Origin of the sequence: Streptacidiphilus sp. EB129, from assembly GCF_041262645.1 — a bacterium.
Classification (GTDB): Bacteria; Actinomycetota; Actinomycetes; order Streptomycetales; family Streptomycetaceae; genus Streptacidiphilus.
In genome coordinates this window covers 21,738-44,025 of record NZ_JBGCCS010000042.1, presented here as the reverse complement: position 1 = coordinate 44,025, position 22,288 = coordinate 21,738, and the positions used below count along the sequence as shown (strand labels likewise).

Sequence of the window (22,288 nt, the reverse complement as noted above, 5' to 3'; positions counted from 1 at the left end):
CGGGTGCTGACGCCGGGTCGGTCAGCTCGGCGGGACCTGCCGCCGCACCCGCTGGATGTCCTCGGCGACCAGCTCGGCCAGCTGCAGGTACGCGGCCCGGGTCCGCGGCCGGAGCCTGGCCGGGTCGATCTCGGCGCCGGCCGCCAGGTGCTCGTCGAAGGGGACCGAGACCACGCCGCGGCAGCGGGTCTGGAAGTGCTCCACCAGGTCCTGGGTCCGCACCCGGCGACCGGTCTCGCGGACCTCGGAGATCACCGTGATGCTGCGGTCCACCAGGTCCTGGTAGCCGTGCGCCCGCAGCCAGTCCATGGTGGTGCTGGCGCTCGCCGCACCGTCCACGCTGGGGGTGGCCGCGATCAGAAGCTGGTCGGCCAGATCCAGCACGCCGCGCATGGCGCTGTGCAGCAGACCGGTGCCGGAGTCGGTCAGCACCAGCGGGTAGTGCAGCTGCAGCAGTTCGATCACCTGCCGGTAGTGCAGGTCGTCGAAGGTGGTGGCCACCGCCGGATCCACGTCGTTGGCGAGGATCTCCAGCCGCCCCGCCGTCTGCGAGGTGAACCGGCGCACGTCCAGGTAGCCGTTGATCTCGGGGATCGCGGCGACCAGGTCGCGGATCGTCGCGGTGGTCTGCTGGTGCACCCGGCGGCCCAGAGTGCCCGCGTCCGGGTTGGCGTCGATCGCGATGGCCTTGTCGTTGCGGGCCGAGGCGAAGACCTCCCCCAGCGCCATGGTGGTGGTGGTCTTGCCGACGCCGCCTTTCAGGCTGACCACCGCGACCCGGTAGCACTGCGTCAGCGGGACCTGCGGGAAACCGAGCCCCGGCTGCGCCGGGGCGCGGCCGGAGCGGATCCGGTGGGCCAGCCGGGTGCGTCGCGGGGGCTTGCGGAGCAGCCGGTCCGAGCTGAGCTCGACGGAGGCGGCGTGGCCCAGCGGGGTCGGGGCACCGGGGGACGGGTCCAGCCCCGGCGCCGGAGCAGGCGACGGAGTGGATGCCGGGGCGGGCGGCTGCTGCGCACCGGGGGCTTCGGCGGCGGACCCCGGAGCGGGGCCGTCCGGCCGGGCGGATGGCGAGAGTTGGGCGACCGGGACGGGCAGGGCCGGGATGGGCCGAGCCCAGCCGGGTAGCGCGGGGGCGGGTTGGCCCGGTGCTGGTTGGCCCGGCGCGGGTTGGACTGCCGGGGTGGCACAGGTAGGTGCGGGCGGGGTGGGCACGGCGGTCGGGACGGGGAGGGGCGGGCCGGCGGCGGGCGGCCGGGGTGGCGCGAAGACGGTGCCGAGGATGTCGGGTGATGCCGCTCCGTCCGCTGCCGGGCCGCCGATCCAGCCGTCGGGCTCCTCGGCGGGCCAGGCGTCCGGGACCGGGTCGGGTTCCGGGGCGGCGCCCGCACCCGACCGGATCTGCTGGATGAGGGTGCCGCCACCCGCTCCGTCCGCCATCCCTGTGCTCCTCTCGGCTGCCGCCCGGACCGCCGGACACGGCCGGCGTCGGGGGTGGTCCCCCAGGGAGCACGGCCGGAGGAGCCCGGAGGTTCAATCCGCCCCGGCCGCCGCCCCGGACGGCTTCCCCGCCGCCGCCGAACCGTTCGGCGGTGGCATTCCGACCGCTTGTCGCCCGCGTTCGCCCGCTCGCCGCAGATCGCTCGTCCGTGTGCCGCACCGCAGCTTCCGTTCGACGGGCAGGGCCCCGATCAGGCTTCCGGGGCCCGGAACGCCTCCCTACGGTCATGTACACCGACGCTCCTCGTGAAGGACGGTGACATCGTGAGCCAGACACTCACCCTCTTCCGCCCGGTTCCCCTCGCGGTCACCGCTGCGGTCCCGGTCGTGGCCGCACCGGAGCGCCTGGACGAGCGGTCGATGCGCGAGGTCTACACCGCGCACGGGACTGCGCTGCTGCGCTTCGCCACCTCGCTCACACGCGACCGGCAGCGCGCCGAGGACGTCGTCCAGGAGGCGTTCCTGCGGCTCTGGCGGCACCCCGAGGCGCTGCACAGTCCGCATGCCTCGATCCGCCCCTGGTTGTTCACGGTCGCCCGACGCATCGTCATCGACGCCGTACGCGCCCAGGCGTTGCGCCCGCAGGAGGTCGACGACGCGGACCTGGAGTGGCGCGGGGCGCTGGAGGACGGCTTCGAACGACTGGAGGCCGCACAGGCGTTCCGGCAGGCGCTGGCCGAACTGTCGTCCGCCCACCGGGCGGTGCTGCTGGAGCTGTACTACCGGGGCAGTTCGGTCGCCGAGGCCGCGGAGCGGCTCGGTGTTCCCGAGGGCACCGTCAAGTCCCGTAGCTACTACGCGCTTCGCGCCCTGCGCGGGCACCTCGACTGCTGAACCGAACGGCTGCCCCGCGCGTGTTGTGCACCAGGGGCAGGGCGCGGTACGACGGGCAGGGCGACGGCAGGTCCAGGCAAGGAGTCAGGGATGAACAGCGAACAGGCCGAGCGGGCCGGGACAGGCGCACAGCCTCCCGTCCCGGCAGCCGCCCCCGCGCCGTCGCCCGCGACCGGATCCTCGAACCTTCGCTACCTGGTCTGGTGGCAGCCGCTGTTGCGGGCCGGACTCCCGGAGCTGGGCGGCGGCTGGACCGCGACGCGGGTCCAGTCCGGACTGCGGCTCACCCGGAAGCCGGAGGACCGGGCCGGCGGGGCGGCCGCCGACCTGGTCGCCGCCGACCCGGCACGGCTCACCCTGGTGGTGGAGGCGGACCGGCCGGACGACGAGGTCGTCGCCGTGGTCGAGTCCGCGTTGGCGCTGCTCACCCCGCAGGGGCCGCGCGGCCTGCGGCTGGTGCTCCCGCTGGTGGACGCCGCGCTCGGGCAGGGACTCGCCGAGCGCCACGAACTCGACCTGGTCGCGCCCGCGGGGCGGGTCCTGATCACCCCGAACGGGCTGGCCGTGGCCACCGGCTTCCACCCCGGACACCCGCAGGCGTTCTGGCAGTGGCACCGCTACCGGCCCGGCCGCCCCGCCGAGCCCTGTGGGGCCCTGCACCCCTGCCCGCCCTGGGAGCAGGCCCTGGTCCGGCGCCACGTCGGCACCGGCCGGATCCCCGGCATACCGGACATCCACGTCCGACGGGTGGCCGGGGGCCTGGTGCTGCACGGTGCGGACGAGCACGCCGACGAGGTCGCCGCGTTCGTCCGGGTGGCCGGCCTGGTGCGCCCCGACCCCGAGCGGCTTACCGTCCTGGTGCGGTCCAACGGCCGCGACGCGGCGATGCGGGCCGCGCTGGGCGAGCTGCTCGGCGCGCTGCACCGGGCCGCACCGCTGCGGCTCCGGCTGCTCTGGCCGCACGCGGCCGCGGCCGGGCAGGGCGAGGGGCTGCAGGCGCTGGCCGACCGCTACGGGGCGGAGATCACCGCGCCGGACTCCGAGGTGCACCCGGAGGGGCCCGCGTGCCTGCGCTCGGCGGCGGCGGCCAGAGGCCCGGACGGTTGCTGGTACCGGTTCACGCCGCATGCCGCGGCGCTGGCCCTGGGGCCGACGCTGACCCTGTCCGCGGGACCCGCGCCGGCGGTCGTGCCGGACCGGGAACAGTCCGCGACGGCACCCGGTGTGCCGGAGCACCCGACCCGGACCGGCCCCCCGGCCGTCCTTCCGTCGATGTTCCCGGTGCAGCGGCAGGCCACGACGGTTCACCGGCTGCCGGTGACGCCACCTCAGCCGACCGAGCCGACTGCGCCGACCGAGCCGACTGCGCCGACCGAGCCAACCGAGCTCGCCGAGCCGACCGAGCCCGCGACGGAGCAGGCCAAGCCGCAGGTGCCTGCGCCGACCGAGCCCGCGCCAGAGCAGCCCGCGCCAGAGCCGGCCGGGCCGCAGGCGCCGGTGCCGGCCGCCGCGCGGGCGGTGCTGCTGGTGGAGCGCGACCACGACAGCAGTCCCGAGGAGCGCCAGCGCTACCGGGAGTCGGCCGGCACCCGGCACGAGAAGCATGTGATCGCGGTCGCGCGGCTCCTCGCGCAGCGGCCCGCGCTGCGCGGTGCGTCCTCGCACGAGGCCGAGGACCTGGCCGCGCTCCGGGCGTACCTCTGCGGTGAGCCCGCCGACCTGGACACGGCGCTGCGCGGTACGGACCCGGAGCCGGTGCGGGCCCAGACCGCCTGCCTGGTGTCCGGACTTCGGGTGCTGCCCGCTTTCCGGGGAGCGGTCTTCCGCCGGGCGAGTCTGGCGCCGACCGCGCTGGCCGAGTACCGGACAGGCCGGGAACTGGTCGAACCGGGGTTCGTCTGCGCGGTGCCGCTGCCGGGCGAGGCCGACGATCCCGGAACTCCGGACGGGTCCGGCGAGTCCGAGGCCGTGCTGTTCGCGGTGTGGTCGCAGTCGGCGCGCCGCACGGCCTGGTTGGACACCGGCCGCGGTGTCGAGGAACTGGTGTTCGCGACCGGAACCCGGTTCACCGTGCTGGCGGCCGACCCGGCCGCCGGGGAGGGCGGCGCAGTCGTCGTCCACCTGCGGGAGCGCGGCCGCGATGACGGGGCGGACGCCCGCATCCTGGAACGCCTGCGGGCCGCGGTCTCCGCCGTCCCCGAGGCCGCGCCGACCGGGCGCGGCCGTCCGGTCCGGGCCAAGCAGGCCGCACAGCGCCCCGCGCCGCTGCCACGGCATCGTTTTCCGATCGGTCTCGACGGCCGGGGCCGCCCGTACCTCTCCGTCGCCGCGCCACCGCCCTCGTAAGAGTCCGCCCAGCCCGTCGTCTTCGCCGAGAGGTTCGCCCGACATGACCGAGCTGACGTGTCATCGGCTGCTGCTGTCCCTGGCCGGCCGACTTCCGGAGGCGGTGCTCGCCGAGATGCGGATCGCGCTGGCCGAAAGTCCGCCGCGAGCAGCGGCCATGCTGGCGGCGGTGCTGGCGACGGGCCAGTTCCCGGTCACGGAGGACGAGTGGGAGCGGGTGCTCACCCAATCGCGCGAGGCCGGCGGGGAAGGCGAGGACGGCGGGGAAGGCGGAGACGGTGACGACCAGCCGTGGATCGTCGCCGAACTTCCCGAACCCGCACACGGCTTCAGCGCACTCCGCCCGGGCGGCGGTCCGTCCGGCGAGGACGCCTGCGACCTCACCGCCGTCCGTGTCGCCGAGGCCGCCGCAGGGCGCGCGGTGGGGCTGTGGCGCTGCTGGCGGGGCGACGGCTTCGGCGCGGAGCCGGACGTCCGGGTCTATCTGGTGCAGGTCGGGTCCGAGGCGGAAGCCCCCGCCGTCGCCGCCGCACTGCACCGCGCGCTGCGGCAGGAGCACCCCGCCCTGGCGGACCTGGTGGACGTCGAGGCGTTCGCCGTGGACGCCGAACCGGGCCGGTACCAGCGCCGGGCGCTGGACGCGGCCCTGCTGCTCTGGGCCGACGGGGGCTCCACCGGACCCGAGTTCATGCTGGCGCGGGTGTTCGACCGGGTGGACCCGGAGACCGGCCCCGGCTTCGCCGGGGACCACCCGCACATCGTCGACGCCGAGCTGAGCAGCCGGCTGCTGGCCTACCTCGCCTCGGGGCGTCCGGTCCTGAGCACCACCGCCCGGATGGCCGACCCGCTGGACCCTGCCGCCGGCGAGAGCGTGCCGCTGGGGTTCCTCACCGACGGCGAATGGATCTGGACAGAGGCGGTCGGCTACTTCCTGGAACGGCACGGCCTGGAGCCGGACCCGGAACTGCTGGCCCATGTCCGGCTCCTCGGCTTCGTCCCGCCGCAGCCGGACGACGAGACGGTGCTCCGCGCCTCCGCCTTCCTGCTGGCGCCCCCGGACGCCGCCGACCCGGACCCCGCCTGGACCTCCGAACGCGCGTGACCGTCGGTCACCTCGGGCCGAGGTCCTCGGGGAGCAGAAGCCGCAGGTCGTCCCGGCTGGCGGTGATCCCGGCCAGCCGCCCGGCCTGACGGGTGATCATGCCGTCCAGCACCTGCCGGGCGTAGCGGCCGTTGCCGAAGGTGCGACCGCGCGGCACTGCCGCGAAGTGCCGCAGCAGGGCCTGCCCCGCCGTCTCGGAGGGCTCGTAGCCGGACCGCGACGCGTGCTGGGCCAGGATGGTCAGCAGCTGCTCGGGGGTGTAGTTCTCGAACTCCACCCGGTGCGAGAAGCGGGACGCCAGGCCGGGGTTGGCGGCCACGAAGCCGTCCATCTCCTCCGCGTACCCGGCGGCGATCACCACCACCTCGTCGCGGTGGTCCTCCATCAGCTTCACCAGGGTGTCGACGGCCTCGCGGCCGAAGTCGCTGCCGGAGGCGCCCTGCGGGGCGAGGGTGTAGGCCTCGTCGATGAACAGCACCCCGCCTCTGGCCCGGTCGAAGGCGTCCCTGGTCCGCTGTGCGGTCTGACCGACGAACTCGCCGACCAGGTCGGCCCGGGCCACCTCGACCAGCTGGCCCCGGGCCAGCACGCCGAGCGCGGTGAGCAGTTGGCCGTAGAGCCGGGCCACCGTGGTCTTGCCGGTGCCGGGCGCGCCGGAGAACACCAGGTGCCGGGACAGCGGCGGGACCGGCAGCCCGGCCCGTTCCCGCTGCCGGGCCACCGCGATCAGGTTCACCAGGTCGTTGACCTCGCGTTTGACCTCGGCCAGGCCGACCATCGCGGACAGCTGGGCCCGCAGGTCCTCCACGCCGGGGGCGTCGGCGGTGCGGGCGGAGGTGCTCACCCCGGCGGCCGCCCCCGGCCCCAGGTCCTCGGGCAGCAGCCGGACCAGGTCGGCGTCGGCCGCGTCCGGCAGCCCGCCGAGCCGCTCCGCCTGGCGGCCCACCATCTCCTCGAACACCCGGCGGGCGGTACGGCCGTTGCCGAAGTTGCCGTCCCGGGGGATGCGCTCGAAGTAGCCGGTCAGCGCGACCTTGGTGGCGGCGTCCAGGACGTACTCGTGCCGGGCGCAGTCGCGCTCGACGATGGTGACCAGTTCCTCGTTGCGGTAGTCGTCGAACTCGATGGTGCGGGTGAACCGCGAGGACAGACCCGGGTTGGCGGCCAGGAAGCCGCGCATCTCGTGCGAGTAGCCGGCCGCGATCACCACCACGTCGTCGCGGTGGTCCTCCATCAGCTTGACCAGGGTGTCGATCGCCTCCCGGCCGAAGTCCGGCCCGCCGCCCTCCTTGGCGCTGAGGGTGTAGGCCTCGTCCACGAACAGCACCCCGCCGCGGGCCGAGTCGAAGACGTCGGTGGTCTTCATGGCGGTGCCGCCGATGATCTGCGCCACCAGGTCGGCCCGGGCCACCTCCACCACATGGCCGAGCCTGAGCACCCCCAGCGCGCGCAGGATCTGCCCGTAGAGGCGGGCCAGGGTGGTCTTGCCGGTGCCGGGCGGCCCGGCGAAGACCAGATGGCGGCTCATCGGCGGCATCGGGAGCCCGGCGGCGGCGCGGCGCTGCGCCAGCTGGTTCAGACTCACCAGCGAGGCGACCTCCTGCTTCACCCCGGTCAGGCCGACCAGTCCGTCCAGCTCGCGCAGCAGTTCGGCGAGGGACTTCTCCTCGGGGAGCGGCGGCTCCGGGGATGCCGCAGGCTCGTGCCGTCCGGGCGGCCCGGCAGGGTCCGGTCCGGGCCGGCCGCCGTCCCCCGGCCTGTCCCCGGGCCGGGCCGGTCCTTCGTGCTCCCCGGTCCGCTCCGGCCGCGGCCCCCGGGACCGGCCCGGGGCGGGCGGCGCGGCTGCGCCCAGCGTCCCGTAGGCGTCGGGGCGGCCGTTGCGCTCGCTGGTGAGGTCCGACACGGTCAACCGCTGGTTGGGGACCTGCTGCCGGATCCCCGAACCCGTGTTGCCGCGCACCGCGCAACCGCGGACCGAAACCGGTTCGGTGCTGTGGAGCGCCAGTCCGTCACCCTGGTTGGCCTCCAGGGTGCAGTCGGTCAGCGAGCCGCGGGCCGCACCGGCCAGGTGCACCCCGTCGCCGCCGCAGTCGTCCACCCTGGTCCGGGTCAGCGAGACGTCGCCGCCGTCCTCGACCGCCACGCCGTGCAGGGCCGCGCCGCGGATCTCGCAGTCCCGGAACACCCCCAGGCCGCCCGCCCCGACCAGCACGCCCGCGTCGGAACTGCCCAGCAGCCGGGTCGACTGCACCATCGGATTGCCGCCGTCGGACGTCGCCACGGCCGCGAAGCGGGTGTCGCTGATCTCCGAGTCCTCGATCCGGCCCCGGCCGTTCTCCAGCGCCACCACCCCGTGGCCCTGGCAGCCGTGCACCGTGATCCGCCGCAGCAGCGGGTTGGCCCCGCCCCGGATGCCGATGCCGTGACTGCGCATGTCACGGATCTCCAGGCCCTCGAAGCTGCCGGCCGCGCCGTCGCCCAGCACCAGGCCCACATCGGCGCAGTCGCTGATCACCCCGCCGGTCAGCACCGGGTCGCAGTCGCCGCCGACCCACACCGCCGGTGCGTGGATCTCGCTGATCGTGCAGTCCTCGTAGCGGCCCCGGCCGCCCGCGGTGACACTCAGCGCATGGCCCCGGGTGCGGCGCACCGTGCAGCGGCGCAGGATCGGATCGGCGTGGTCGGTGACGCTCACGCCGTGGCCGCCGACATCGCTGAACTCGCAGTCCTCCAGCGTCGGCCGGGCCCTGGACGCGATGTGCACGGCGGTGTCCGCCACGTCGTGCACCCGGCAGGACCGCACCGTCGTGGTGCTCTCCGACTCGAAGGCCAGCGCGGGCCCCTCGATCCGGGAGATGTCGCAGCTCTCGATCAGTCCGCGGGCCCGGTCCGCCGCGCACACCGCGTTGCCCGCCACCTCCCGCACCGTGCAGCCCCGCACCACGGGGTTGGCGGCGTCCGAGATCACCAGCGCCGAGGAGCCGATCCGTTCGATCACACAGCCCTCGGCCAGTGCCTCGCCGCCGGCCGCGACGATCCCGGCCCCGCCCGGGTTGCTGATGAGGCAGTCCCGCAGCACCGCCGCCGCCCCCGCGCGCACCAGCACGGCGCCCCAGGCGTCGGCCCGCAGCTCGCACTCCTCCAGGGTGAGCCGCCCGGTGGCGGCGTCCACGGTCGGGGCCTCCGGGTCGCTGCTCACCAGGGTCAGCCCGCACAGGGTGGCGGCCTCGGCGGTCAGCCGCACCGCGCTGCCGCCGGGGGCGTTCACGGTCACGCCCTCGCCGTCCGGCTCACGCCGCAGGGTCACCGGGATCGTGATCTCCAGCCGCTCGGAGTAGTGCCCGGCCCCCACGGTGATGATCGCGCCCTCCCGGGCGACGGCCAGGGCCGCACCGATGCTCCGGTGCACCCCGGACCCGCCGGCCCCGGACGGCGACACGGTGAGGACCTGGCGTGCGGGACCGCCCGCGGCTCGGTGCGGCGCGGAAGGTACGGACACCATGCGTCACCTCTGCTTGTTCCACTGTCGTGCGGGGCTACCGCCCCACTGCGGTGCACGAGCGCCGGGCCGGATCGGTTCGACCCGGCGCTGAACCCGTCCGGACCGGCGGACGTGGGACCGGGTAGCGGCCCCGTCCTGCGCACGCCCTCGGCCCGCGAACGCCCACCGCACCGCCAACGCCACCGCGCCGCCAACGCCCACCGCGCCGCCAACGCCCACCGCACCGCGAACGCCCACCGCACCGCCAACGCCACCGCACCGCGATCGCCACCGCACCGCGCACGCCCCGACCAGGAGACACCCGTGACGAACCGTCAACCGGCCCGTGCCACCCGGCGGGCGATCGCCTGCGCCGTCCTGCTCGGCCTGGGAGCGCTGACACCCCTCGCCCTCCCCGCCGCCCCGGCCGCCGCAGCCGACTGCGCGGTCCCCGCCACGACCGTCGTCCGCGCCGTGCCGTCCCAGCAGATCCGGCTGGACCCGCAGCGGGCCTGGACGCTGACCCGGGGCACGGGCGTGGTCGTCGCAGTCGTGGACACCGGGGTCGACGCCGGAGTGCCGCAACTCGCCGGGCATGTGCTGCGCGGCTCGGACACGGTGAACTCGGCCGGGACCGGGCGCGGCGACAGCGACTGCGAGGGCCACGGCACCTTCGTGGCCGGGATCATCGCCGCCCAGCCCGCCCCCGGCATCGGCTTCGTCGGGATCGCACCCGGTGTGGTGATCCTGCCGATCCGGCAGACCACCGACGGCCGGGACGGCTCCTCGGCCAGCCTCGCCCGCGCCATCGACCTGGCCGTCAACGACGGCGCCCGGGTGGTCAATGTCTCGGTCGCGGCGGACGCACCCAGCCCGGCGCTGCGGGACGCGGTCGCCTACGCGCTGAGCCGGGACGTGCTGATCGTCGCGGCGGCCTCCAACTCCGCGCTGCAGGGCAACCCGGTGACGTACCCCGCCGCCTACCCCGGAGTGCTCGCCGTGGGCGCGGTCGACGACACCGGCAAACGCTCCGACTTCTCCGAGAGCGGGTCCTTCGTCGGCCTGGTCGCGCCGGGCACCAACATCCTCAGCCTCGGCACCGGCGGCCCCGGGCTCGCCCTGGACCAGGGCACCAGCTTCGCCACGGCGTTCGTCACCGGCGCGGCGGCGCTGGTCCGCGCCTACCACCCGGGCCTGACGGCCGCCCAGGTGGTGCACCGGCTGGAGGCCACCGCCGACCACCCCGGCAGCAGCCTGCCGGACCCGGAACTCGGCTGGGGCACCGTCAACCCCTACAACGCCGTCGCCGCCGTCCTGCCCGAGGAGGCCGGCGGCCCGGCCCCGGCCGCTTCGCACCCGGCCCCGCTGCACCTCGCCGCCGCGCCCGCCGCGGCCGGCTCCGACACCCCGGTCCTGCTGCTCGCCGCAGCCGGCCTCACCGCCGCCGCTGCCGTCCTCGCGGTCGCCGCCGTCCTGCCCAGGGCCCGTCGCCGCGGCTGGCGCCCGGCCGGACGACCCGCCCCCGACACCGACTGAACGCCTGCGGACGATTGACCGTGTACCCGAATGAGCGCACCTCGGCGGGAGGTGCGGGTCAGAAGGGTTCCTCACATGATCTCGATTCGATCCGGCAGGCGTGTGCTCGCGACCGTCGCCGCCACGGCCGCGCTGAGTGCGGTGGCGGTCGGCGTGGCCGCCGGTCCGGCCTCGGCCTCGACCATCAGCAACGGTTTTGTGCAGGTCTGCGCACAGGGCAAGTACGCGGCGTACGCGACGTTCCCCTACCGGGGCGGATTCTCGACCACCGTGGTCAACCCGGGCGACTGCTGGTACGGGTGGATGGGGGGCGACTCCTGGGAGCCGATCGACGTGTACGGCATCTACCCCGGCTCGCCGAAGCCCATCGACCTCGGCGAGGTCTGGTACAACGGCAGCGTTTCCGGCATCGGCATCGGCGCCGAGGGGACCACGGACAACTACTACTACTACACCTGGTAGCCCGCCCACCCACCGCTCCTGCACCTACGGCGACGGCCGGGTCCCCCTCCTGGAAGGGGGACCCGGCCGTCGCCGTAGGTGCAGGAGCGATCAGGCCCGGTCGGCCACCGGGGTCTGGACCAGCACCGCGCCGCGGCGGGTGACCAGTTGGGCGCGGCCGACCGGGAGCTTCTTCGGCATCGCCGAGCCGAGGAACGGGCCCTCCTCCCTCGGGGTGGACAGCATCAGGCCGGGGGTGCCGAGGTCCCACAGGCGGCGCATCACCGGGTCGCCCATGGAGCGGCCGGCGCCGGCGCTGGAGCGGGCCACCACCAGGTGCAGGCCGATCTCGTTGCCCTGGGCCAGCAGGTCCATCAGCGGGGCCAGCGGGCTGTCCATCGGCGAGGACAGCAGGTCGTAGTCGTCGACCAGGACGTAGAGGATCGGGCCGATCCACCAGTCCCGCAGCCGCAGCCGGGACGGGTCGATGTCGGGCCCCGGTACGCGCCCGCGCAGGATCGACAGCGCTTCCTTGATGTTGGTGGACAGTGCGCCGCTGGACACCGCGTATCCGAGCTGGTGCTCGGCCGGGACGACGTCGTGCAGGTCGCGGCGGGTGTCGGCGAGCATCACCCGGGCCTGGTCCGGGTTGTAGCGGCCGGCGACGGCGTGTGCGACCAGCCGGAGCAGATTGGTCTTGCCGGTCTCGGTGTCCCCGAACACCATCAGGTGCGGGTGCTGCTCGAAGTCGTGCCACACGGTGTGCAGCTGGATCTCGTCCAGGCCGATCGGGACCCGCAGGTCGCCGTCCGCGGGCGGGAGCCGGTCGACCGGGAGCAGTGTGGGCAGCAGCCGGACGGCGGGTGCCCCGGCCCCGGTCCACGCGGTGGCGATCTCGTCGACCAGGTCGCGGACCGCCTCGGCCAGCCCCTCCGAGGTGGGCTTGCCGTCGATCCGGGGGAGCGCGCCGAGGAAGTGCATGGAGTCACGGGTGATGCCGCGGCCCGGTACCTCCGGCACCAGTGCCGCCAGCCGGGGGCTGACCTCGGAGTCGATGTGGTCGGGCAGCCGCAGCTCGAACTTGGTGCCGAGCTGGTCCCGCAGCCAGGGCCGGATCTCGGTCCAGCGCACCCCGGAGACGACCAGGTGGATGCCGTAGGTCAGCCCGCGCGCGGCGAGCTCCTGGATGGCGCCCTCCAGCGACTCGTAGTCCTGGTGCAGGGTGAACCAGCCGTCGATGACCAGGAACACGTCACCGTACGGGTCCTCGGCGAAGCCGCCGGCCCGGCGCAGTTCGCGGTAGGCGGCCATGGACTCGACCTCGTGGCGGCGGAACAGTTCCTCGCGGGAGGCGAGCAGGCCGACCATCTCGGCGATGGTGCGGGTGACCTTCTCCGGTTCCATCCGACTGGCGACGCCGCCGACGTGCGGCAGTCCGCGCAGTGAGGAGAGCGTGCCGCCGCCGAAGTCCAGGCAGTAGAACTGCGCTTCGCGCGGGGTGTGCAGCAGCGACAGCGACAGGATCAGGGTGCGCAGCAGGGTGCTCTTGCCGGACTGCGAGGCCCCGGCCACCCCGACGTGTCCGGCCCCGCCGGACAGGTCGGCCATCAGCAGGTCGCGGCGCTGGTCGGCGGGCCGGTCGACCACGCCCAGCGGCACGGTCAGCCGTCCGCGCGAGGGCGCGTCGGCGCACTGCAGCCCGTACTCGGCGTCGTCGGACAGCGGCGGCAGGATCTCGTCCAGCAGCGGCGGCGCGGACAGCGGCGGCAGCCAGACCTGGTGCGGCGGCGGCCCCTGGTCCCGGAGGCGGTCGATCAGCACCTCCATCAGGGTCTCGCCGCTCTCCTCGCGGGCCGCCTCCAGTTCCTCCCGCTCCCTGGCCTCCTCCTCGGTCTCCGGCTGCTCGGCGGGCGGCGCCAGGAAACCGACCGAGTACGGCACGATCTGCTGCTGGATCACGGCCGCCCGCCGTACCGGTTCGGTCTGCTGGTAGGGGCCGGAGACGTAGGCGGCCTTGAAGCGGGTCAGGTTGGAGGTGCCGGTCTTGAGGTAGCCGTTGCCGGGTGCGGACGGCAGCTCGTAGGCGTCGGCGACGCCCAGCACGCTGCGGCTCTCCCCGGCGGAGAAGGTGCGCAGCCCGATCCGGTAGGACAGGTGCGACTCCAGCACGTGCATCCGGCCCTCGTCCACCCGCTGCGAGGCGAGCAGCAGATGGATGCCCAGGCTGCGGCCGAGCCGTCCGATCATCACGAACAGGTCGATGAACTCGCGTTTGGTGGCCAGCAGTTCGCTGAACTCGTCGACCACCAGGTAGAGCGTGGGCAGCGGGGCCAGCTGGGCCCCGGCGGCGCGGGCCTTCTCGTAGTCGTGGATGGAGCTGAAGTTCCCGGCCCGGCGCAGCAGTTCCTGGCGGCGGTTCATCTCGCTGGTGATGGCGTCGTGCATCCGGTCCACCAGCGGGAGTTCGTCGGCCAGGTTGGTGATCACGGCGGAGGTGTGCGGCAGGTCGTCCAGGCCGAGGAAGGTCGCCCCGCCCTTGAAGTCGACCAGGACGAAGTTCAGCACCTCGGAGGAGTGCGTCACCGCCAGCGCCAGCACCAGAGTGCGCAGCAGTTCGCTCTTGCCGGAGCCGGTGGCCCCGATCAGCATGCCGTGCGGGCCCATGCCGCCTCGGGCGGCCTCCTTGATGTCCAGTTCCACCGGGGTGCCGTCCTCGGCGATGCCGATCGGCACCCGCAGCTGGTCCCAGGTGGAGCGGGCCTTCCAGGTGACGGCCGGGTCCAGCGCGCGGGCGTCGCCGACGCCCAGCAGTGCGGTGAGCTCGATGTCGGTGGCCAGCGCCTGGGTGGCCTCGGCGGTGACGCCGAGCCGGAACGGCGCAATGGTCTGGGCGAGGGCGGTGCAGCGGACCACGCTCAGCGTGCCGGGGACGCAGATGGTGCTGAAGGTGTCCTTGCCGGTGCGTTCCTCGCCGACCAGTTCCACCTTCGCGGCCGAGGTGCGCAGCCGCAGCGCGGTGCGGGCCGCCTTGAACGGCAGGCAGCCGCCGACGTCCAGCAGCACGGTGTTGCGGAACCCGGCGACCGCGGCCTGCGAGCCGTCGGGGATGCGCACCCCGTCCAGCACCACCACCACATACGGTTCGCCCGGATTGGCGCTGGGTTTGGGGTCGAACCGGGGGCGCTCGCGGAACTCCTCGCCGCCGAGCAGTTCCTCCAGTTCGCTGAAGCTTCCGGCGACCAGCCGGACGTTGCCGGAGGCGTCCCGCTCGGACGGGTGCTGGGCGTGCGGCAGCCACTTCACCCACTCCCAGTCGGCCTCCCGCTCCGGCGAGGTGCAGACCGCGATCCGCAGGTCGTCGGGGGAGTGGAAGGTCGCCAGCTCCGCCAGCACCGACCGGACCATGCCGCGCGACACCGCCTCGTCGCCGTCGAACAGCACCCGCCCGAAGGCCCGCAGGTAGACCGGGATCGGCACCTCGGGGACGGTGGTGTAGCTGCTGAGGAAGCGCCGCAGCGCGCCCGCGCAGAGCGGTTCCAGGTCCTCCACCGGCTTGGTCTGCGGGGGCGTCAGTCTGGTGCCCAGCCGCTGCGGCCCGGTGCCGATCCTGACCTCGCAGAAGTCCGGGTGGTTGGTACGCCGCTCCCACAGCCGCCGGCTCATCGCCACCGACCACAGCGACTCGGGCGCCGGGTGGTTCCAGCGCAGCGACTCGTGCTGCTGCACGATCAGTTCCCGCACCTGGCGCCGCATCTGGCCCAGGTAGCGCATGTAGTCGCGGCGTTCGCCGCGCAGCTTGTGCTTGCGGTCGCCGCCGGAGCGGCCGATGCTGCCCGCCGCCATACCGACGCTGGACATCGCCATCATGCCCGCCGACAGGTAGCTCATGGTGTGGTTGCTGCCCGGTTGCGCGAAGAACAGCATGGACGCGCCCGACCCGGCCGCCATCGGCAGCATCATCAGCGACTGGCCGAGCCCGCCGCGCCCCGCCTCGGGGAGCACCGGCGGCTCCTGCAGCGTCAGCTCCCCGCGCGGCATCGGCGGAACCTTCTGACGCGGCGGCCGGCGAAAGACCACGGTGGTCACGGCAGCTCCCTTCGCTGGGTGGACACCGGGAGGCGTCGACACCGGGAAACACGGTCGAACCGGCAGGCCGGTTCAGCCGTGCACCCGAGTGCACTGCCTTCGGACGCACCGCCATCGAAGGCACTGCGCAAATCCTCCGCCGACCGCCGACCCTGGACGCCGCGACATGACGAACGATCTGTGCCGACTGGTGCTGGTGACCCCCGACCGCTCGCTCGACGTCGCGGTGCCGGTGGACGTGCCCATCTCCTACCTGCTGCCGACGCTGCTCAAGCACGCCGGGGCCCACCTGGCCGAGGAGGGCGCCGAGCACGAGGGCTGGGTACTGCAGCGCCTCGGCGAGGAACCGCTGGACGAGGAGACCACGGTCGCCGCCTGCGCTCTGCACGACGGTGAGCGGCTGTACTTCCGGCCGCGCCGGGAGAGCCTGCCGGCCATCGACTTCGACGACCTGGTCGCCGGTCTGGCCGGCGGGATCAAGGAACGCGCCGACCGGTGGACCCCGGCGCTGACCCGGTGGCTGTTCCTCGGCCTGCTCGGGGCAGCCCTCGCCGCAGGCGTCGCGGTGCTGCTGCTGCCCGGCCCGTCCGCCCCCCGCGCCGTCGCCGCCGGGTCGGTCGCCCTGTTGCTGCTGCTGGCGGCCTGCGCGCTCGGCCGGGCCTACGACGACGCCCCCGCCGCGCTGCTGCTGGGCTGCGCGGCGCTCCCGTACGCGGCCGTCGGCGGACTGCTGGCGATCGTCCCGCGCCCGCACCACGGGCCCGGCTCCACGGCCGAACTGGGCGCGGCCACGGCGGTGCTGCTCACCGCGGTACTCGCGGCAGTGCTGACCGGCAGTCATGTCCTGGTGTACCTGGGCGCCGGCACCGCCGCGCTGTTCGGGGTGCTGGGCGGTCTGGTGGCGACGTTCTTCACCATCGGCGGCGCACAGACCGGGGCCTGCGTGCTGGTGGTGGCGCTGGCGCTCAATCCGGCGGTGCCGATGCTGTCGTTCCGACTCGGCGGGCTCCGGGTGCCGCCGCTGCCGTCCGGCCCCGAGCAGCTGCTGCAGCACACCAGCCCGCTGCCGGCCGCCGAACTCGGCGACCGGGCCCGCGCCGTGGACGGATTCCAGGCCGCGCTGTTCCTCGGCGTCGGCGCGGCCTGCGCCGGCGCGCTCACCGCACTCGGCCACGACGCCGGCTGGGGCGCCCGGGTGGTGCTGGGCACCGGCTGCGCGGCGCTGCTGCTGCGCTCCCGGCTGCTGGGCAGCGCCTGGCAGCGGCTCGGCCTGCTGCTGCCCGCCGCCTACGGGCTGGCCACCCTGGGCGTACGGCTGGCGGCCGGCGCGTCCGCGCACAGCAGGCTGGGCATCGGCCTGGCGGTAGTGCTCGCCGTCGCACTGCTGCTGCTCGCACTGTCCCGCAGCCTGCCGGAACGCCCGATGCTGCCGTACTGGGGGCGGACCGCGGAGATCCTGGAGATCCTGACCGCCGTCGCCCTGGTGCCGATGGCCGCCGGTCTGCTCGGCGTGTTCGGCTGGGCGCACGGATTGGCGGCCTGAGCGATGCAGACCCGCCGCGACCAGCTGCAGGCCCATCTCTTCACCGTCGGACGGCTGGTGTCCGGACTGGTCCAGGGCGAGCCGGACGTTCCGGAGACCCCGATGCGCCGGTCCACCACCGGGGTCTTCGTGGGCGTCGCGGTCACCATGCTGATCATCGTCGGCTCCGCGCTGTTCGGACTGATCTCCCCGTCCGCGTCCACCGGCATCACCGCGTCCAACACCCTGCTGGTGGACCAGCGGACCGGGGCCCGCTACCTCTACCTCGACGGCGAGCTGCGCCCCGTGCTCAACTACAGCTCGGCACTGCTGATCCTCAACTCCGCGACGCCCACCGTGAAGACGGTCAGCTCCTCGGCCCTGGACGGGGCCCCGCACGGACTGCCGGTGGGCATTCCGGACGCGCCGGAGACGCTGCCCTCGCCGACCGCACCGACCAGGGGCGCCTGGTCGGTGTGCGCGGCCACGGTGCCGGACAGCGCCGGGCGGCCGCAGCCGGTGGTCACCGCTGAGGTCGGCCCGGCCCGGCTGCCGACGGTGCTGGACGACCGGCGCGCCCTACTGGTCCGCACCCCGGACGGCAGCACCTTCCTGGCCTGGCACGACCGAAGGCTGCTGATCCCGGCGGGGTCCAGGACCGCGCTCGGCTACGACGCGGTGCAGCCGTTCCAGGTCGGCGCCTCCTGGGTCAGCGCACTGCCGGCCGGACCGGACCTGACGGCGCGCGCGGTGGACGGACTCGGCAGCAGCGGACCCGTGGTGAACGGCAGCCGGGGTACGGTCGGGCAGATCTTCCGCTCGGACGGCCCCAGCACCCCCGGCAGCCCCGGCAACCTGTTTGTGCTGCTGCGGGACGGCCTGGCACCGCTGTCCCCGGTCGACGCGGCCCTGCTGCTGGGCGATCCGGCGACCATCCGCGCCTACGGCAGCCGCCCGGTCGCGCCGATCCCGGTCAGCGCCGCCGCGCTCGGCGCGGTCCCGCCCTCGGCCACGTCCGCGATCACGGCCGGCTACCCGCCGACGGTGCCGCAGGCCGTCGGCGCGACCGCCGGCGGCACCCAGGTCCCCTGCTTCACCGCGGCCACCGGGCCCGACGCGGGCCCGGTCTACCGGGTGGCCACCGAGAGTGCGGCCGACCCGCTGCAGAGCACCGCACCGACCGGCGGCGGCAGCGGGACCGGCGGAGCGGTCGACGGACCGGTCGCCGACCACGTCCAGGTGCCCCCGGGCGGCGGCCTGGAGGCCGTCGCCCTGGCCGCGCCCGGGGTCAGCAGCGGCACCCTCTACCTGGTCACCGACCTCGGCCTGAAGTACCCGCTGGCGTCGGCGAACGTCGCCAAGACGCTCGGCTACGGCGCGGTCGACCCGGTGCCGGTACCGACCACGCTGCTCGCGCTGCTGCCCACCGGGCCGGTGCTCGACCCCGCCACGGCGGGCGAGACGCTCCCGATGGCGGCGGCGAGCACGGCCGCCGCGCCGTAGCGCCGGCAACGGCGAAAAGTCCCGCGCGGACGGTGAACCCGACGCGCGTCCGTACGTGTAACCGGATAGAGGACCACACCCGCCGAGGGGCGGGGTACACCGAGTGAAGGAGCAGCGACATGGCGGATGCGACCAGCACCGGCGGCAGCGTCAAGCGGGGCGACCCGGCGGTCATGGCCCAGGGCGCCCAGGTCATCAACGGGAAGATCGGCGAGGTGAAGACCATCCTGGTCGCCACCAACGAGGCCGTGACCTCGCTCAGCGGCGGCTGGACCAGCGACGCAGCGAGCTCGTTCAACGGCATCATGCAGCAGTGGGACCAGGACATGGTGAACGTCATCGCCTCGCTGGAGCGCATCGAGGCGCAGCTGACCAACACCAAGTTCCACTACGACAAGCAGCAGTACGAAGCGATGGGCCTGACCAGCGACTTCAGCCGGACCCTGTCCGGCATGACGCCGGTCGTCCCCAAGTAACCCGCACAGCAACCCGAATCACCACCACCACCATCCAGCGAAGACGAAGGGACAGTCATGGCCACCGGCGACAGCAGCAGCGGCTTCTACGCGCACATCCCCACCATGGACCAGGCGATGGACGATCTGATGATCGCCGCGCAGAAGCTCACGTCCATCCTGGACGACCTCGACCAGCAGATCCGCCCCATGCTCAACTCCTGGGACGGTGACGCCAAGGACATGTACACCTCCTGCCAGGCGGAGTGGAACGCGGCCGCCGCCGACATGCAGTCCCTGCTGAAGAGCGCCGGCATCACCGTCAGTCAGGCCCGTGACCTGTACGGCACGGTGGACTCGCAGATCGCCGCCGCCTGGGCCGGAATGCGCTAGGGGATCCGATCATGGCAACCGACTCCTCGCAGGTCATCGCGGTAGCACCGTCGGCCCTGAGGTCCTTCGCCACCGCCGTGCAGACGATGGCCGACGCCACCGGCGCAGGCTCGCTGTCCGAGGCGAAGATGAAGCTCAAGGACGTCAACAACCTCACCTTCGCCGGGCGCGGCCTGATGCCGGAGGCGGACAGCCTCAAGTCCACCATCACCGGCTACGCCAGCACCGCGGCGACCAACATCCAGGCCTTCACCGACGGCATGGACAAGCTCGCCACCGACCTGATCGCCTTCGCAGCGAGGTACACCGACGCCGACGCGCTGGCCAAGGCCTCCTCCCAGGACATGTGGAGCGCGGTGGGGCCGGACCTGGAGGCCTACTTCCCCGGCGTGGTGGGCGCGCAGCCGGCACCCGTGGTGAACCCGCCGACCATCAACGTCTGAGCCAGCCGAAGCATCGAACTACCTGACCGGAGGTCGGGCCGACATGAGTGACGACACCCCACCGTTCAGCACCAACGGCGACGGCCCCAAGGGCGCCGTCGGCATGTACGACTCCTACAGCTACGAGCAGGTCGTCGGTGCACTCTCCGGTGGCTTCGCCAACGACCCCAGCGCCGAGGTGGTCGACCCCAACACCCTGCTGCAGGCCGGCGAGAACTTCGGCACCGCCGCCACCGCGCTGATCACGGCGGGCAAGACCTTCCAGAGCCTGCTGACACAGCTGCTCGGCACCCATGACGACCCGTTGTGGACCGGCGACGCGGCCAATGAGTTCGCCGCCATCATGGACGGCATCCTCGGCTGGCTCGCCGACACCGTCACCCGGATCGGCCACGAGTACAACGTGCTGATGGCCGCCTCCGGCAAGCAGTTGTCGGACGCCCAGCTGGCGCTCAACAAGATGGCCTACGACGCCGTCAACACGTGGCAGGCGGCGCAGGACGCGGCGGCGGCGGCCAACAGCGACCCGTACTCCGACTGGGTCAACGAGTAACTCGCACCACCCGTACCCGAACTGGAGAGGAAGGCTGTCATGGCTGCGAGCACGGGTCCGTCGACCGACATGCCCGACACACCGGACACCTCGGTGTTCAACTCGTCGGGCCCCAGCTCGTCGATCAGCCTGCCGGCCGACATCAGCGCCACTTATCCCGGCTACAGCGGGGCGGTGACGATCTACCACAGCCAGCGCTCGCCGGAGCTGGTGGCCTCGTCGCGCAGCCTGATCAAGCTGCTGGCCGGCAACTACCAGACCATCGAGAGCCAGCTCAAGCAGACCGTCGCGCCGACCTTCAAGCCCGCGCCGCCCGACCCCAACTTCAACCCGGGCAGCAACGGTCCCGGTACCAACCTGCCGAACGGCCCGGCCGACCTGGCGCCGCTGGTCGGGTCCGACACGTTGCCCCGACTGCAGGGGATGACCAGTGCCAGTAACGACCTCGGCCCCGCGAGTCTCAGCGATGCCAAGGCACTGGACCCGCTCGGCGGAGCCAGCAGCCTGGGACCGCTTGGCGGTGCGAGCGACCTCGCCGCGAACGGTCTCGGCCCCGGCGGATCGCTCGGCCCCGGCGGCACGCTGGGCACCGGACTCGGCGCGGGCGGGGGCCTGGGCCCGGGCGGGTCGCTCGACCCGGGCACCCACCTGGCCGACTTCACCCCTGGTACCAGCGGCCTCGGCGCGGGCTTCTCCGGCGGCCCGGTCACCTCGTTCGACCCCGGCTCGCTGGGCAGCGGTGGCACCAGCGGGGCCTTCGGCGGCCTCGGTCCCGGCTCCGGTCCCGGCGGCCCGGGCGGGGGCGGCATCGCCAACCTGGGTGCGGGTGCGTTCCTGCCCACCCCTGGCGGCCTGGCCGGAGGCGGCGGTCTCGGTGCGCGCGGTCTGGCCGGCGGCGGCCTCGGCGGCCTGGACGGGGTCAGCAGCGCGCGCGGGCTGGGCGCCGGCGGTGTCGGCCCCAACGGCGAACCGCTCGGCGCGGACGGCCTGCCGCTGAGCGCGGCCGAACGCGCCGCCCTCGCCGAGCAACAGGGCGGCACCGGACCCGGCGGTCTCGGTGCGGCCGGCGCGGCCGAGGAGGCCGCGGCGATGGGCGGCGAGGCCGGCGGCATGCCGATGATGCCCGGCATGGGCATGGGCGGCGGCATGGGTGGTGCGGGCCAGGGTGACCGGGGGCGCACCACCTGGCTGGAGGAGGACCGCGACGTCTGGGGCGGCGACGAGGACGTACTGCTCGGCGCGATCGGCCGCCCGTTCGACGATGACGACGACAGCTACTGAGAAGTGAACAGAAGACGACTGAACCGTGGCGGCCCGATGACCGTGCCCCTCCGTAGAAGCACTCATACGGAGGGGAGTTGGTTGTGGACGCCGAAGCCCGGCTGAAGGAACTGCTCGACGGCTACCAGCGCAAGCGCGACGGCTTCATGGAGCTGCAGAAGCAGCTCGGCGGGACCACCGCCACGGTGCGGTCCAGGGACCGATCGGTCAGTGTCACCGTGGACGCCAGAGGCCAGTTGACGGCCCTGAAGTTCGAGTCCAAGGACTACCAGACCATGGAGCCCGCCGAGCTCAGCGAGGTCATCCTGGACACCCTCGGCAAGGCCAGGGACAAGGTCCGCGGCGAGGCCCGGCAGTTGATGACCCCGTTCCTGCCGCAGGGCACGGCCTTCGACGAACTCGCCGACGGCAAGCTCGACTGGAGCAAGCTGCTGCCGGAGAAGCCCCGCACGCCCGAGGAGATCAGGAAGCTGCTCGCCCCCGAGGAAGGAAGCTGACATGTCCGACAGCGGAATCTACGCCGACCACGGCGACCTCACCGCGGCCATGACCCGGCTGGCCTCGGTCAGCGACCACCTGAAGCACACCGCGGACGACTTCCGTGACGCCGTATACGTCCCCGGCGAGCCGGGTGACCCGTACTCGGACAGCCTGCGCGGCTGGCTGGAGCCCGCGCTGACGCAGACCGTCGAGGGCGCAGAGGGCATGGGCAGCACCGTCAGTGACACCCGCACCGCGATCGAGATCACCCGCGACAGCTACCACGCCGCCGACCGGGCAGCCGGCGCCTGAACCCACCCCCACCCGCCGGTACC

17 protein-coding genes are annotated in these 22,288 nt (G+C 73.9%); 14 read left to right on the top strand and 3 right to left on the bottom strand.

The genetic code is table 11. The annotated features are described in order from the left end of the window. Nucleotides 1-21: 21 nt before the first annotated feature. Complete coding sequence (locus ABH925_RS32620) at nucleotides 22-1,437, bottom strand: AAA family ATPase (protein ID WP_370153928.1); 1,416 nt, start codon at nucleotides 1,435-1,437, stop codon at nucleotides 22-24. Nucleotides 1,438-1,761: 324 nt separating this feature from the next. Here ABH925_RS32620 and ABH925_RS32615 point away from each other — a divergent pair, with 324 nt between their 5' ends. From ABH925_RS32615 to ABH925_RS32605, 3 genes are all read left to right on the top strand, one after another. Next, complete coding sequence (locus ABH925_RS32615) at nucleotides 1,762-2,331, top strand: sigma-70 family RNA polymerase sigma factor (RefSeq protein ID WP_370153927.1); 570 nt, start codon at nucleotides 1,762-1,764, stop codon at nucleotides 2,329-2,331. Nucleotides 2,332-2,421: 90 nt separating this feature from the next. Then, on the top strand, nucleotides 2,422-4,677 hold the full coding sequence (locus tag ABH925_RS32610) for a hypothetical protein (protein ID WP_370153925.1): 2,256 nt from the start codon (nucleotides 2,422-2,424) through the stop codon (nucleotides 4,675-4,677). A 43-nt stretch (nucleotides 4,678-4,720) separates the two neighbouring features. Further along, nucleotides 4,721-5,779 carry a hypothetical protein gene (locus ABH925_RS32605; RefSeq protein WP_370153923.1) on the top strand — a complete coding sequence of 353 codons (1,059 nt, stop codon included), beginning with the start codon at nucleotides 4,721-4,723 and terminating at the stop codon, nucleotides 5,777-5,779. 7 nt (nucleotides 5,780-5,786) lie between these two features. Here the strand turns inward: ABH925_RS32605 and ABH925_RS32600 are convergent, their stop codons facing one another. Further along, on the bottom strand, nucleotides 5,787-9,281 hold the full coding sequence (locus ABH925_RS32600; protein ID WP_370153922.1) for a right-handed parallel beta-helix repeat-containing protein: 3,495 nt from the start codon (nucleotides 9,279-9,281) through the stop codon (nucleotides 5,787-5,789). A 303-nt stretch (nucleotides 9,282-9,584) separates the two neighbouring features. On the opposite strand from ABH925_RS32600, the gene mycP reads away from it, so the two are divergent. Both mycP and ABH925_RS32590 read left to right on the top strand, forming a co-directional pair. Further along, a complete protein-coding gene (gene mycP / locus ABH925_RS32595; RefSeq protein WP_370153920.1) occupies nucleotides 9,585-10,796 on the top strand; it encodes a type VII secretion-associated serine protease mycosin in 1,212 nt (403 codons plus the stop codon). Between the two features lie 75 nt (nucleotides 10,797-10,871). Further along, a complete protein-coding gene (locus tag ABH925_RS32590) occupies nucleotides 10,872-11,258 on the top strand; it encodes a hypothetical protein (protein WP_370153918.1) in 387 nt (128 codons plus the stop codon). Between the two features lie 90 nt (nucleotides 11,259-11,348). Here the strand turns inward: ABH925_RS32590 and eccCa are convergent, their stop codons facing one another. After that, a complete protein-coding gene (gene eccCa / locus ABH925_RS32585) occupies nucleotides 11,349-15,323 on the bottom strand; it encodes a type VII secretion protein EccCa (RefSeq protein ID WP_370153916.1) in 3,975 nt (1,324 codons plus the stop codon). 166 nt (nucleotides 15,324-15,489) lie between these two features. Here eccCa and eccD point away from each other — a divergent pair, with 166 nt between their 5' ends. The 9 genes from eccD (at nucleotide 15,490) to ABH925_RS32540 (ending at nucleotide 22,265) form a co-directional block, all read left to right on the top strand. Continuing rightward, a complete protein-coding gene (gene eccD, locus ABH925_RS32580) occupies nucleotides 15,490-16,866 on the top strand; it encodes a type VII secretion integral membrane protein EccD (RefSeq protein ID WP_370153914.1) in 1,377 nt (458 codons plus the stop codon). Nucleotides 16,867-16,869: 3 nt separating this feature from the next. Further along, complete coding sequence (gene eccB, locus ABH925_RS32575) at nucleotides 16,870-18,348, top strand: type VII secretion protein EccB (protein ID WP_370153912.1); 1,479 nt, start codon at nucleotides 16,870-16,872, stop codon at nucleotides 18,346-18,348. Between the two features lie 119 nt (nucleotides 18,349-18,467). Continuing rightward, entirely contained in the window at nucleotides 18,468-18,824 is a 357-nt protein-coding gene (locus ABH925_RS32570) for a WXG100 family type VII secretion target (RefSeq protein ID WP_370153910.1), read from the top strand. 57 nt (nucleotides 18,825-18,881) lie between these two features. Further along, entirely contained in the window at nucleotides 18,882-19,196 is a 315-nt protein-coding gene (locus ABH925_RS32565) for a WXG100 family type VII secretion target (protein ID WP_370153908.1), read from the top strand. 11 nt (nucleotides 19,197-19,207) lie between these two features. Then, complete coding sequence (locus ABH925_RS32560) at nucleotides 19,208-19,639, top strand: hypothetical protein (protein ID WP_370153906.1); 432 nt, start codon at nucleotides 19,208-19,210, stop codon at nucleotides 19,637-19,639. A 43-nt stretch (nucleotides 19,640-19,682) separates the two neighbouring features. Beyond that, nucleotides 19,683-20,192: a WXG100 family type VII secretion target gene (locus tag ABH925_RS32555; protein ID WP_370153904.1), complete on the top strand. Its 510-nt coding sequence runs from the start codon at nucleotides 19,683-19,685 to the stop codon at nucleotides 20,190-20,192. 39 nt (nucleotides 20,193-20,231) lie between these two features. After that, nucleotides 20,232-21,473, top strand: coding sequence for a hypothetical protein (locus ABH925_RS32550; RefSeq protein ID WP_370153902.1), 1,242 nt, complete (start codon nucleotides 20,232-20,234; stop codon nucleotides 21,471-21,473). An 83-nt stretch (nucleotides 21,474-21,556) separates the two neighbouring features. Then, a complete protein-coding gene (locus ABH925_RS32545) occupies nucleotides 21,557-21,970 on the top strand; it encodes a YbaB/EbfC family nucleoid-associated protein (protein ID WP_370153900.1) in 414 nt (137 codons plus the stop codon). 1 nt (nucleotide 21,971) lies between these two features. Next, nucleotides 21,972-22,265, top strand: coding sequence for a hypothetical protein (locus ABH925_RS32540; protein ID WP_370153898.1), 294 nt, complete (start codon nucleotides 21,972-21,974; stop codon nucleotides 22,263-22,265). Nucleotides 22,266-22,288: the final 23 nt, after the last annotated feature.